Origin of the sequence: Acinetobacter sp. AG1 (assembly GCF_001005525.1) — a bacterium.
Lineage (GTDB): Bacteria > Pseudomonadota > Gammaproteobacteria > Pseudomonadales > Moraxellaceae > Acinetobacter > Acinetobacter modestus.
In genome coordinates this window covers 79,501-93,294 of the sequence record NZ_LBMZ01000113.1, presented here as the reverse complement: position 1 = coordinate 93,294, position 13,794 = coordinate 79,501, and the positions used below count along the sequence as shown (strand labels likewise).

12 protein-coding genes are annotated in these 13,794 nt (G+C 37.8%); 11 read left to right on the top strand and 1 reads right to left on the bottom strand.

Translation table 11 applies throughout. From position 1 onward, the window contains the following. The 11 genes from AAV96_RS18290 to galE all read left to right on the top strand — a co-directional run. Nucleotides 1-753: O-antigen ligase family protein (locus AAV96_RS18290; RefSeq protein WP_046739299.1), on the top strand; the 753-nt coding region annotated here is incomplete at its 5' end. Nucleotides 754-769: 16 nt separating this feature from the next. Beyond that, nucleotides 770-1,879 (top strand): glycosyltransferase, encoded by a 1,110-nt coding sequence (locus AAV96_RS10715; protein ID WP_046739298.1) that lies wholly within the window; start codon nt 770-772, stop codon nt 1,877-1,879. Further along, on the top strand, nt 1,872-3,011 hold the full coding sequence (locus AAV96_RS10710; protein ID WP_046739297.1) for a glycosyltransferase family 4 protein: 1,140 nt from the start codon (nt 1,872-1,874) through the stop codon (nt 3,009-3,011). The genes AAV96_RS10715 and AAV96_RS10710 overlap by 8 nt, the downstream gene beginning before the upstream one ends. Next, on the top strand, nt 3,012-3,614 hold the full coding sequence (locus AAV96_RS10705; protein ID WP_046739296.1) for a sugar transferase: 603 nt from the start codon (nt 3,012-3,014) through the stop codon (nt 3,612-3,614). Between the two features lie 4 nt (nt 3,615-3,618). Then, entirely contained in the window at nt 3,619-4,269 is a 651-nt protein-coding gene (locus tag AAV96_RS10700; RefSeq protein ID WP_046739295.1) for an acetyltransferase, read from the top strand. Between the two features lie 30 nt (nt 4,270-4,299). Next, nucleotides 4,300-5,475, top strand: coding sequence for a DegT/DnrJ/EryC1/StrS family aminotransferase (locus tag AAV96_RS10695; protein ID WP_046739294.1), 1,176 nt, complete (start codon nt 4,300-4,302; stop codon nt 5,473-5,475). A gap of 149 nt (nt 5,476-5,624) precedes the next feature. Beyond that, on the top strand, nt 5,625-7,499 hold the full coding sequence (locus tag AAV96_RS10690) for a polysaccharide biosynthesis protein (RefSeq protein WP_046739293.1): 1,875 nt from the start codon (nt 5,625-5,627) through the stop codon (nt 7,497-7,499). 11 nt (nt 7,500-7,510) lie between these two features. Then, entirely contained in the window at nt 7,511-8,386 is an 876-nt protein-coding gene (gene galU / locus AAV96_RS10685) for a UTP--glucose-1-phosphate uridylyltransferase GalU (RefSeq protein ID WP_046739292.1), read from the top strand. Between the two features lie 17 nt (nt 8,387-8,403). Beyond that, a complete protein-coding gene (locus AAV96_RS10680) occupies nt 8,404-9,663 on the top strand; it encodes a nucleotide sugar dehydrogenase (protein ID WP_046739291.1) in 1,260 nt (419 codons plus the stop codon). 2 nt (nt 9,664-9,665) lie between these two features. Next, nucleotides 9,666-11,339: a glucose-6-phosphate isomerase gene (pgi, locus tag AAV96_RS10675; RefSeq protein WP_046739290.1), complete on the top strand. Its 1,674-nt coding sequence runs from the start codon at nt 9,666-9,668 to the stop codon at nt 11,337-11,339. Continuing rightward, a complete protein-coding gene (galE, locus tag AAV96_RS10670; RefSeq protein ID WP_046739289.1) occupies nt 11,332-12,348 on the top strand; it encodes a UDP-glucose 4-epimerase GalE in 1,017 nt (338 codons plus the stop codon). The genes pgi and galE overlap by 8 nt, the downstream gene beginning before the upstream one ends. Nucleotides 12,349-12,399: 51 nt before the next feature. On the opposite strand, the gene AAV96_RS10665 is transcribed toward galE, so the two are convergent. Continuing rightward, nucleotides 12,400-13,770 carry a phosphomannomutase/phosphoglucomutase gene (locus tag AAV96_RS10665; protein WP_046739288.1) on the bottom strand — a complete coding sequence of 457 codons (1,371 nt, stop codon included), beginning with the start codon at nt 13,768-13,770 and terminating at the stop codon, nt 12,400-12,402. Nucleotides 13,771-13,794: the final 24 nt, after the last annotated feature.

Here is a 13,794-nt window from a genome sequence, read left to right as displayed (position 1 = left end):
ATTTATAATCAAAGTTATAATGAGTGGACTGGTCGATTTTCAGCTGATGGGTTTGATCCCAATAATTTTGGTATTATTCTAAATCTTGCGGTAATTTTTATTTATTTATTGATTTTTACTAAAAAAATAAAATTTATTTTTGCAGTTCCAATAATATTTTTATTCTCATTCTTCATTTTGTCTACGGGCTCAAGGGCATCTTTAGGTGTATTTGTTTTAGGTTTATTTCTAATTTTGTTACTTGTTGGCGTTAGAAAACCAATAATATTATTTATGTTTCCAGTTTTCTTATTCATCTTTAGTGATGTTTTATTTGAGTATATCCCAATTGATTCTTTAAATAGAGCTATGTCAGGTGTTGATATGCAAGATGAAGATAGATTTCTTATTTGGAGATTAATTATAGATAAAGTTGATGGATTTAATTTTTTAATAGGTCATGGCTTTGGTACAACAGTTCCATTAATTGGTATGAATGCTCATAATACCTTTATTTCTAATTATTTTGAAGGCGGTTTTTTGGGTTTGCTTTTGTGGTCTACTTTTATTTTTTATCATTATATAATCATTATTATTTCAATAATAAAGACAAAGAATTTTAATGCCATTTTTATTTTTATTGCGTTAATAAGCTTATTGGGAGCATTGTTAACATTGAATTGGGAGTTTAGGAAAGATCTTTTTATACTATTTGCTGTATCTATTTTGATGTTTAAATTCATTAAACAATCAAAGTTAAACCCGATTAATTAAGTATGTTGAGTGGTAAATGAAAATTCTACATTGTGCTATAATGCTTTCATATTCTTCTGGTATATATCAACAAATGTGCTGGGAGAAAAAAGCAGCTAATATGTTGGGTAAAGATTTAACAGTTAAAATTTTCTGCCCTCAGAATACTTATCCTAATCATGAGGTGGTTTTTCCTAGCCGTATGTCTAAATCGACAGGATTTATTAAAAAGGCATATGCATGGTTTAAGATAAGAAAAGAGTTTTACAATTGGCTTTTAAATGAAAGTTTAAATTACGATATAATTCTTTTAAGATATAGTGTGCATGACCCCTTTTTATTAGCATTTTTACATAAGGTCTTAATACCAACTTATTTAGTACATCATACTCTTGAATTACCGGAACTAAATAGTCTGGGCGTTTTGGGAAAGTGTCGTGGGCAAGCTGATAGTTTGCTAGGAAGAGCTTGTATATCAAGAGCAGCTGGTATAATTGGTGTGACTCAAGAGATTGTTGAATTTGAGCAAACGCGCATTATAAAGAAAAAAGAAAAAACATTAGTTTATCCTAATGGTGTATTTCTAGAATCAAAACTTTTTAATGATAATAGATCAGATATTCCAGAAATTTTATTTGTGGCAAGTTACTTTTTCGAATGGCATGGATTGGACCTCCTATTAGTTAACTTGAAAAATACAGATGAGAAATTTATTCTTCATGTGGTTGGTAATGTAGAGCAAGCTGATAAAGAACTAGCTATAAACGATAATCGTGTTATTTTTCATGGTCAACTTACTACAAAAGAAATTAATGACCTAGCACAAAAATGTTGGGTTGGTTTATCCTCTTTTGCTTTATATCGAAAAGGTATGCATGAGGCTTGTACACTAAAAGTTAGAGAATATCTTAGTTTAGGTCTTCCTGTATATTCTGGGCATAGGGATATTTTTCCTGAGGACTTTTCTTATTATAAGAATGGAGCTCCTGATTTTGACTCTATTTTAGAATTCAGTAAAGATGTAAGAGTTTCTTCTAGAGAGCATGTGTTTAATTGTTCTGAGAGTTTTATTAATAAAGTTAATTTGGTTGATGATTTAATTAATCAATTGGAAAGATTAAACTATTCCTGTGAATCTCATGACTAAGAAAATTGTTATTATTGGTACAATTGCATCAAGCTTTTATGGTTTTCGTGCAGATTTGATTAAATCTTTACGTTATAAAGGGTACGTGATCTATGCTTTTATTTCAGAGTATAAAGATACTGATTTAGAAAAAATAAGCTCTTTAGGCGCAATTCCTGTAATTTATGAATTAAATCGTGGAGGATTGAATCCTTTATTAGATTTAATAGCAACTTATAAGCTTTCCCATAAAATTCGTGAAATTAAACCCGATATCGTTTTCTCATACTTTAGTAAACCTGTTATTTTTGGAACTTTAGCTGCTAAATTGGCAGCAGTGCCTCGTCGAATTGGTATGTTAGAAGGTTTAGGATATACATTTACTGATCAGCCTAATGGAATATCTTCTAAGGCTAAGTTAATACGGAATATTCAGATCTTCTTATATAGAATCACATTTCCCTATTTAGATACGTTAATTTTTTTAAACCCTGATGATCCTATAGATTTAGTAAAAAAATATTCTTTAACAATAAAAAGTGTAAGTATCTTAGGTGGAATCGGATTAAATTTGAACGAATATCCTTATCGACCTGCTGCTACGATAAATGTACAAAAAATGCGATTCTTATTTATCGGTAGGTTGCTGAAAGAAAAAGGTATACATGAATTTGTAGCAGCAGCAAAGCTTGTAAAAAAAGAATATCCAGATAGTCAATTCACTGTACTAGGGGCGATTGATAAGAGTAATTTAGGGGCTTTATCTGAGACTGAGTTACTAGATTTAATAGAAACGGGAATTATAGAATACCCTGGTCATGTTGATAACATTCAGGAATGGATTGCCAATAGTGATGTTTTTGTTCTGCCGTCTTATCGTGAGGGTGTCCCTAGAAGTACCCAGGAAGCAATGGCAATTGGTCGAGCAATTATCACTACAGATGTCCCAGGATGCAGGGAAACTGTCGTTAATGGTTTGAATGGTTTTATTGTTCCAAAGTGGAATGCCGAAGAATTGGCAAAAAAAATGATATATTTTTTAGAACATCCAGATCAGGTTAGAACTATGGGAGATGCTAGTTATAAGATTGCCATAGAAAAATTTGACGCTGATAAAGTTAATCAAAAATTGATGAATATTTTGGGACTATAAATGCTTAAACGTTTATTTGATATTGTGATTGCATCAATTGCATTGGTAATTCTATCGCCTTTATATATTTTTGTAGCTTATAAAGTGAAAAAAAATCTAGGATCTCCAGTTCTTTTCCGTCAGGTACGTCCAGGGTTAAATGGGATACCTTTTGAAATGATTAAATTTAGGACGATGAAAGATGCAGTTGATATACAAGGGAATCCATTACCTGATCACGAACGTTTAACCCCTTTTGGAAAAATGTTACGTTCAACAAGTCTGGATGAAATGCCTGAGTTATGGAATGTCATCAAAGGTGATATGAGTATTGTAGGGCCTCGTCCATTACTCATGGAATATTTACCACTTTATAATAATGAACAAGCGAAACGACATAACGTTCGTCCTGGTATGACTGGTCATGCCCAAGTTAATGGTCGTAATGCAATTGGCTGGGATGAGAAATTCAAACTTGATACTTGGTATGTAGAAAATCAATCAGTTTGTTTAGACTTCAAAATTATGCTTAAAACCGTCAAAAAGGTGATTGCTAAGGATGATATTAATGAAGCTGGTGAAGCAACAATGAGCAAATTCACAGGTTCAAGTGAGAAGGAGTAGGTTAATGACAATGCTAATCGGTGTATATGGTGCGAGTGGTTTTGGTAAGGAAGTCATGCCTTTGGTTCGCCAGCAATTTCCAATATTAGCTAAAGAAAACTTTATTTTTATTGATGATGGAAAGGCCGGAACTCATTTAAATGGATACTCAGTTCTAACTTATACAGATTTTATTAAACAGCCAGTATCAAATAAGCTTGTTACAATCGCAATTGCGAATAGCAGTGTCCGTGAAAAATTAGTTACTCAGTTAAACCAAGATAATATCCAACACTTATCAATTCAAGCATCAAATACGGTTGTGTTGGATGAGGTTGAAATTGGTGAAGGTAGTTTACTTTGTCCATTTACCTGTCTGACTTCAAATATTAAAATTGGAAAATTTTTTCATGCCAATATTTATAGCTATGTTGCTCATGACTGTGTGATTGGCGACTATGTGACTTTTGCACCAGGTGTTAAATGCAATGGGAACATTCATATCGAAGACCATGCTTATATCGGTACTGGTGCAATAATTAAGCAAGGTACACCAGACAAGCCTTTAGTAATTGGAAAAGGTGCGGTGATTGGTATGGGCGCAGTCGTTACAAAGAGTATTCCAGCTGGTGTCACAGTTGTTGGAAATCCTGCACGAATTTTAGAGAAAAAATAAATTTTATCAGCAATATAAAGGGATGAGAGTATGTTAAACACAGCATTTGAACCATGGCCAAGCTTTACAGAGAAAGAAGCAGATGCAGTTAAAAATATATTGCTTTCGAATAAAGTAAATTATTGGACAGGGCAAGAATGCCGTGAATTTGAAAAGGAATTTGCATCGTTTTCTGGTACAAAATATGCCGTTGCTCTAGCAAATGGGACTGTTGCACTTGATGTGGCACTGAAAGCATTACAAATTGGTACTGGCGATGATGTGATTGTAACTTCACGTACTTTCTTAGCTTCAGCAAGTTCGATTGTTACAGCTGGAGCGAATCCAATTTTTGCTGATGTTGAGTTAGATTCACAAAATATTTCAAGACGAACAATAGAGGCTGTATTAACACCAAATACGAAAGCGATCATTTGTGTTCATTTGGCTGGCTGGATGTGCGATATGGATCCAATTATGCAGTTAGCAGCTGAAAAGGGTTTATATGTCATAGAAGATTGTGCTCAAGCGCATGGTGCTAAATATAAAGGTAAGCCTGCAGGTTCTGTCGGTCACATTGCTGCGTGGTCATTTTGCCAAGATAAAATTATGACTACGGGTGGCGAAGGTGGAATGGTTACCACTAACGATGAGAGCCTGTGGAAAAAAATGTGGTCTTATAAAGATCATGGCAAAAGCTACGATAGTGTCTACAATAAACAACATCCACCAGGATTTCGTTGGTTACACGATTCTTTTGGAACAAACTGGCGTATGATGGAAATGCAAGCTGTTATTGGTCGCATTCAATTAACTTATATGCCAGATTGGACGAAAAATAGGATAGAAAATGCAGATAAAATATTAAAAGCATTTGCTAATTCTATTTATTTTACTGTAAATCGACCAACAGATGATTATCTACATGCACAATATAAATGTTATGTGCAAGTCAATATAAATGCGTTACCAAGTGGTTGGTCTCGTGACCGAATCATGCAATTTATCAATGCAGAAGGTGTACCATGTTATAGTGGTTCATGTTCTGAAGTGTATTTAGAGCATGCTTTTGATAATACGAATTGGCGACCGGAAGAACGTTTAAAAAATGCCCAGCAGCTTGGTGAAACTAGTCTCATGTTTTTAGTACATCCAACACTGAGCGAAGATAATATTAAGAAAACTGTTGATGTGATTGAAAAACTAAAGAAAGTTTTAGATCATTGATGAGAGAATAGGCGATAGAGCTTAAAGCAGGTAATCATAAATTAGCTTTTTGCTTTATCGTTGTATTATTAATGCAAGATCGTCATTTCAGCTTGTGGAAGAATTGCGTATAACGTGCGCATGCTTAGTGGGATAATTAGAAGATTATTGTGAAAAAGATTATTTATCAGCTTGCATCAGCACCAAGGCTAGCTAAACAAGCTCTATTGGTATTTTTAGACTTATTCGCATTTCCTGTGATTTTATGGTTGTGTTATGTCATTCGCTTATTTGATTTAGGGGCAGAAGTTGTACCTGGACTTAACCACGGTGTAATTTTAATCACATTTTTTTCAATTATTAGCTTATTGTTGACAGGCGTTTATCATTTTATTGTTCGAACATTTGATGAAGTCTTTATTGTCAAACTGGCATTTGCTGTATGCAGTATGATGATAATACTGTATGGAATTAATGCATTTAGTCATGCATATATCCCGATGTCGATTCCATTTATGTTCGGCTTTATGATGTTTGCATGGATATGGTGCAGTCGAGCATTTATTCGTTTTATTGTGAAAGCGACCTTGCACACTCATGGTGGTTGTAAAAGGGTTGCAATTTATGGTGCAGGTGATGCTGGTCAGCAAATCGCAGCAGCTTTACATCGCTCAGATGACCATACGCCAGTTTTCTTTATTGATGATAAAGTTTCACTACAAGATCAAATTGTAGGTGGCTTAAAAGTTTATTCTACTGCGAAAGCACTGCGGAATTTTAAAAAATATAAGATAGATGAAATCTTACTTGCTTTACCTTCTGTGGGGCGTGTACGAAAAAGTGAAATTATTCAACAGTTAGAACCAGCATTTGTTAAAGTCACAGAACTGCCAGGGCTAACTAAACTTGTTGATGGTGATATTCGAGTTTCAGATATCCGTGAGGTTGATATTATTGACCTTTTAGGACGAGATCCTGTTCCACCTATTGCCCATTTATTGGCTAAAAATATTCAAGATAAAATTGTTATGGTGACAGGTGCTGGTGGATCGATTGGTTCGGAGCTTTGTCGACAAATCATAAAAAATCAACCTAAAATGCTGGTTTTATATGAATTAACTGAATTTGCATTATATGATATTGATAAAGAGTTAAGGCAAACTGCCAGTTGCGAAATTGTTCCCATTTTAGGAACTGTACAAGATCAACAAAAATTAGAACGTATCATCGAACAATATCATGTGCAGACAGTCTATCATGCCGCCGCTTATAAACATGTTCCATTGGTTGAGTGTAATCCAATTGCTGGATTAAAAAATAATGCAATTGGAACTGCAAATAGTTTAAATGCCGCTGTAAAAAAAGGCGTGGAAACCTTTGTACTGATTTCAACTGATAAAGCAGTCAGACCGACTAATGTCATGGGTGCATCGAAGCGGATGGCCGAGCTTTATTGTCAAGCCGTGGCTGAGACGAAACCAAATACTCAGATCAGTATCGTACGTTTCGGAAATGTATTGGGTTCTTCTGGTTCGGTTGTACCTTTATTTAGACAGCAGATTGCAAAAGGGGGCCCAATTACGGTGACTCATCCTGATGTAACGCGTTATTTTATGACGATTCCTGAAGCTTCTCAGTTAGTCATTCAAGCTGGGGCATTAGGTTCAGGTGGTGATGTGTTCTTACTCGATATGGGGGAACCTGTTCGAATTCAGGATTTAGCACGACAAATGATCGCTTTAAGTGGTTTAAAAGTTCGAGAAGCAAATACAACGGATGGTGATATTGAAATCGCTTATAGTGGTTTACGTCCGGGAGAAAAACTTTACGAGGAACTACTCATCGATCAAGATAACACAGGTTATACCGAGCATACTCGTATTTTACGTTCTTTTGAAAAGCATTATCCGTTACAAGAAATTCAATTGGTATTTAGTCGAATCAATCAAATGACTGCCGTGGATCATGATGTAGATTGGGCTTTAAGTCAGTTAGAATATTATGTTGATGGCTATAAACGTAGCGGCGAAGTAAGAGTTAATTAAGAGAGTGTTTTATGATCAAAAAAGCAATTTTACCCGTCGCAGGTTTAGGCACCCGTTTTTTACCAGCAAGTAAATCCATTCCAAAGGAAATGGTGACGGTTGTCGATCGTCCCGCAATTGAGTATGTGGTACGTGAGGCAGTTGAGGCAGGTATAGAACAAATTATTTTGGTCACTCATTCCTCAAAAGCTTCAATTGAAAACTATTTTGATCGTAACTTTGAGCTTGAAACAACTTTAGAACAAAAAAAGAAATTTGACCTGCTGAAAGAAATTACTGATATTTTACCGAAGCATGTCAGTGTGGTCAGTGTACGCCAACCACAACCCCTAGGACTAGGTCATGCGGTATTGTGTGCGAAAGATATCGTGGGCGATGAAGCCTTTGCGGTGTTATTGCCTGATGTACTGGTGAAGAACCAAAGCTGTGATAATGATTTATCATTAATGATTCAGCGTTTTGAACAGTCGCAAGCAGCACAGATCATGGTAGAAGCAGTGCCTGATCATCTAGTCGATCAATATGGTATTGTAGATGTTGCAGTTACACCGAACGAAGGTGAAAGTATTACGATGCAGGGAATTGTTGAAAAGCCTGCTGTCGGTACAGCTCCTTCAAATTTATCGGTGGTGGGACGTTATATTTTACCCGCTCAGATTATGGGTCTATTAGCAGATACACCCCGTGGGGCAGGGAATGAAATCCAACTCACGGATGCGATTGCAGCATTGCAGCGATCAGAAACTGTGGAAGCCTACCGTATGAAGGGACAAACCTTTGATTGTGGTAGTAAGCTTGGATATTTAAAAGCTGTATTACACTATGGTGTCGAGCATCCAAAATTGGGCGTAGAGTTTAAGGGCTTAATCCAAGAATTAGCCCTATAGTTTTAGGGCATGTAGTTATGAAAGTTGCAATCTTTGGCAATACATTATATGCAGGCGTGATGTCTGCATTATTGTCTGAATCTGGACATTTTGTATATTGGTGTTCCCACCTCAACCCAAGTGAAAATGGTCAGCAATATTCTTTTCATGATGAAAATGTCAGTCACTTACTAGAAAAACAACTCAGTAGCGGTTTTCTAAATTATCGTCATTTTGAAGAGATTCCTTTAGACATTGACGCTTACTTATTTAGTTTTAATCAAACCCAAGAGCAACAAGTTTTTCAACTGTTAGCATCAATAAAACAGCGTCCGATTATTCATCCTAAACTGATGATCAATGCATCCACCTTTGGCTTACATGGGACTGAGCATTTTCAACAAATCCTTTCTGAAGATGACTGGGTCTATTTACCAGATACCATCCAAGAGGGAAATGCGTTACAGAGTCTGACCCAAGCTAAGCAGTTGATCGTGGGATGTACTCAAACTAATGTTCAGCTCAAAATAAAAGAATTGCTGCGCCCTTTTTTTCCTTTGGCACAGCAATATCTATTTATGCCGATTCTAGATGCTGAGTTTACCAAACTCAGTATCTCAGGTATGTTGGCAACACGGATCAGCTATATCAATGATTTGGCTGTGGTTGCTGAGAAACTTGGGATTGATATTGTATCAGTACGTCAGGGTATGGCTGCGGATAACCGTATTGGTTCTGCTTACTTAGCCCCTGGTGCTGGTTTTGGCGGTGAAAATTTTTCTCATGATATTCTGACACTCTCTAATACAGTTGCAAATACAGGTGTTAAAAGCCAATTGCTTGCACAAGTATGGGAAATTAATGAGCAACAAAAAGAAATCTTGTTCCGTAAGTTTTGGAACTATTATCATGGGGATTTACAGGGAAAATCTGTTGCAATTTGGGGTGCTTCTTTTAAAGAAAATACCTCAAGTATTCAGCAATCACCTATTCACCAAATGCTTGCAGCACTCTGGGCACAAGGCGTAACGGTTTATCTGCATGATCCTCAAGCTTTAGATGAAATAAAGCTAATGTATGGTCAACGTGACGATCTGATTCTTTGTGAAAATCAGTATGATGCGGTAAAAAATGTGCATGGTCTTTGTGTACTCACTGCATGGAAACAATACTGGAGTCCAGAATTTAAGCAGCTTGAACAGTTGATGAGGCATCCTTTAATTTTGGATGGTCGCAATATTTACGATCCTGACTATGTCAAAGCACAAGGTTTTGCATATATGGGTGTGGGACGTTAAAGATGATCGAGCAGATTCAGCCTTTTGCTGTAAAAGAGCAGGCTTCCGTAGTGGAGAACCTGATATCTTTACAACAGCAATTTAAAGAGGTTCATCTAAATACATTATTTGCAGCAGATTCTGCACGCTTTAAACGTTTTTCGGTTGAGTATGAACAAATTGTTTTGGACTTTAGTAAGCATCGTATTGATCAAACTATTTTAAATAGCTTAGTGGATTTAGCACAGGCACAAGATTTAAAACGGTGGATCAAAACACTGTTTTCATCTGAGCAGATTAACTATACAGAACATCGTGCAGCGATGCATTGGGCTCTGCGTTTACCTCAATCGGGTTCAGATTTTTCCGAAGTCAATCAACTGGTACAGCAGCAGCTAGAACGTATGTATGCCTTGGTGGATAAAATCCATGCAGGGCAGTATCGTGGTGCGACAGGTGAGGTGATTCAAGATGTAGTCAATATTGGTGTGGGCGGCTCTGATCTCGGCCCACTCATGGTGACGCATGCACTCTCCGACTTTAAGGTCGCGACCACAAAAGCTTTAGATGTGCATTTTGTTTCGACCATGGATGGCAGCCAGCTATCTGAGTTATTGCATCAACTTCGTCCTGAAACAACCTTATTTATTATCTCGTCAAAATCATTTGGCACCATTGATACACTTTCCAATGCACAAACCGTGCGTCAATGGTTAGAAAAGGCATTGGGGTATAATGACAAGATTCTGCAAAATCATTTTATCGGGGTTTCGACTAAGCCTGACAAGATGACAGAGTGGGGCATTGCTGCCGATAAACAGCTGTTGTTATGGGATTGGGTCGGTGGTCGTTATTCACTGTGGTCATGTATTGGTTTACCAATTGCCCTGACCATTGGCGTTGAGGGATTTAAGCAACTGTTAGCAGGTGCTTATGCGATTGACCAGCATTTTCAATCCGCACCATTTCAGCAGAATATTCCTGTTTTGATGGGTCTGTTAGGTGTGTGGAATAACAATTTTCTCGATATCCAGACCCATGCAGTTTTACCGTATGATGGCCGTCTCAAATATTTTGCAGCTTATTTGCAGCAGCTTGAAATGGAATCTAATGGTAAATCGATTCAACGCAATGGAGAAAAGGTCAGTTCAGCCACTTGCCCAATTGTGTGGGGAGAGGTTGGGCCCAATGCACAGCATGCCTTTTATCAGTTGCTGCATCAAGGCACGCACTCCGTCAGTTGTGACTTTATTGCCCCTGTGAAACGCTATAATGCTAATCAGTTTACCTATGCTGAAAGTGCAGAGGCCTTGGCTGAGCAGCATCATTTGGCTTTATCCAACTGTTTAGCACAGTCGCGCCTGTTGGCTTTTGGGAATCAACCCTTGGCAGCAGATGAACTGGAAGATTTACCAACGTATAAACAATATGAAGGCAATCAACCCAGCTCCACTATTTTACTCAAAGAGCTGAATCCTTATAGCTTAGGGATGCTGATTGCGATGTATGAACATAAGGTTTTTGTGCAGTCGGTGTTGTGGAATATTAATCCCTTTGACCAATGGGGCGTTGAGAAAGGTAAAGAAATTGCCAATCAGCTGTTACCGATTTTGAATCGTGAACAGGATGATCTCTCTAAATTTGATGCATCAACACAAGGTTTGTTGAAAATATTATTAGGAAAAACAGATGGCTAAAATTTTAGTGACGGGTGGTGCGGGTTATATTGGCTCTCATACCTGTTTGGAATTGCTCAAGGCAGGTCACGAGGTGATCGTCTTCGATAACCTATCAAATAGCTCGGAAGAGTCTTTGCGTCGAGTACAAGCATTATCAAATAAAAGTTTGGTGTTTGTGCAGGGTGATATTCGCAATCAGGCTGAGTTAGATTCAGTTTTCCAAGACCATCAGATTGATGCTGTCATTCATTTTGCTGGCCTGAAAGCGGTTGGTGAAAGCCAGCAGATTCCATTGGCTTATTTTGATAATAATATTGCGGGTAGTATCCAGTTGGTCAAGGCGATGGAGCACGCAGGTGTATTTAGCTTGGTATTCAGCTCATCTGCAACGGTTTATGACGAAGCCAATCTTTCGCCTTTGAATGAAGATATGCCAACAGGAATGCCAAATAACAATTATGGTTATACCAAACTGATTGTTGAGCAAATGCTGCAAAAACTGGCACAGGCAGATTCACGTTGGTCGATTGCTTTACTTCGTTATTTTAACCCTGTTGGTGCGCATAAAAGTGGTCAGATTGGTGAAGATCCGCAAGGAATTCCAAATAACTTAATGCCTTATGTCACACAAGTCGCAGTCGGTCGTCGCGAAAAATTGTCCATTTATGGCAATGATTATGACACTGTAGATGGTACTGGTGTTCGTGATTATATCCATGTAGTCGATTTGGCCAATGCTCATCTGTGTGCTTTGAATAATCGTTTATCTACACAAGGCTGTCGTGCTTGGAACATTGGCACAGGCAATGGCTCATCGGTATTACAAGTCAAAAATACCTTTGAGCAAATCAATGGTGTGCCTGTTGCGTTTGAATTTGCGCCACGTCGTGCAGGTGATGTTGCCACTTCATTTGCAGACAATACGCGTGCATTGAGCGAGCTCGGTTGGCAGCCTCAATATACCTTGGAAGATATGCTGGCGGATAGCTGGAATTGGCAGAAGCAGAATCCCAATGGCTTTAACTGAATGCTAAAGCAATAAAAAAGGAGCCATACGCTCCTTTTTTATTGGGCTAAATTAGCCTTGAATCAAAGCCGTTAATTCATCAACATAATGTTGCATCGGTTGTGGATTCCTATCAGCGCGGCTTTCAATATTTAAACGCAGTAAAGGCTCGGTATTGGAAGCACGGACATTCAAACGCCATGCACCAAAATCAAGGCTGACACCATCGGTATGATCAACCTGTGGATTCTGATCGGCATAATGATTAAAAATCTTTTGTACCGTTGCTTGTGTATCCGCCACTTTAAAATTGATTTCACCGCTACATGGGAATTTGGTAATCATATTCTCAACTAATGTTGAAAGTGATTGACCTGTTTCAGAGAGTAGGGCAATGGTGAGTAACCAAGGAATCATACCGCTATCACAATAAGCAAAGTCTCGGAAATAGTGGTGAGCACTCATTTCTCCACCGTAAACAGCATTGTGTTCGCGCATCACATCTTTAATAAAAGCATGTCCAGACTTTGATTGCACCGCGATACCCTGATATTGCTCTACGATATCAAAGGTATTCCATACTAGACGTGGGTCATGCACAATCTTCTCACCTGATTGTTTGATCAAGAATGCTTGTGCCAATAAGCCAACGATGTAATAACCTTCGATGAATTGACCTTTTTCATCGAATAGGAAGCAGCGGTCAAAGTCACCATCCCATGCAATGCCCATATCTGCATGATGCGCAAGCACAGCATCACGGGTGCTGTCACGATTTTCAATTAAGATTGGATTTGGAATCCCATTTGGAAAAGTGCCATCTGCTTCATGATGAATTTTAATAAATTCAACTGGAATATTGAGTTCTTGAAATTTCTGTTCAATGGCATCAATCACATGACCTGCTGCCCCATTGCCAGCATTTACCACCAGCTTAAGGGGGTTAATTTTTTGTGGATCAATATATGTTAATAGGTGATCGATAAACTCAGGCAAAACATTATAGTTTTCAGTTGAACCTTTCTGCTCAACTTCGATAAAAGTACCTGATTCAGCGAGAGCTTGGATGTCTTTTAAGCCTGTATCAGCACTGATTGGACGTGCATTTTCACGAACCAATTTCATGCCATTATAGTCCATTGGATTATGGCTCGCCGTGACTTCAATGCCGCCCTGAACATCAAGATGAAAAGCGCCGAAATAGACTTCTTCAGTGCCCGTCATGCCTAAATCTAGAACATTGACACCCGCATCATTGAGACCTTGAATGGTTGCTTGTTTTAAACCTTCACTACTCAGACGGATGTCACAACCAATCACCACTTTTTTAGGTTTGTAGATTTGTCCGTATGCACGACCAATTTTATACGCGATTTCTTCATTCAATTCTGTGCCTAATTTTCCGCGAATATCGTAGGCTTTAAAGCAAGTCAGTTGAGTCATTTTGAGAAGGGCTATTTGTAGTTT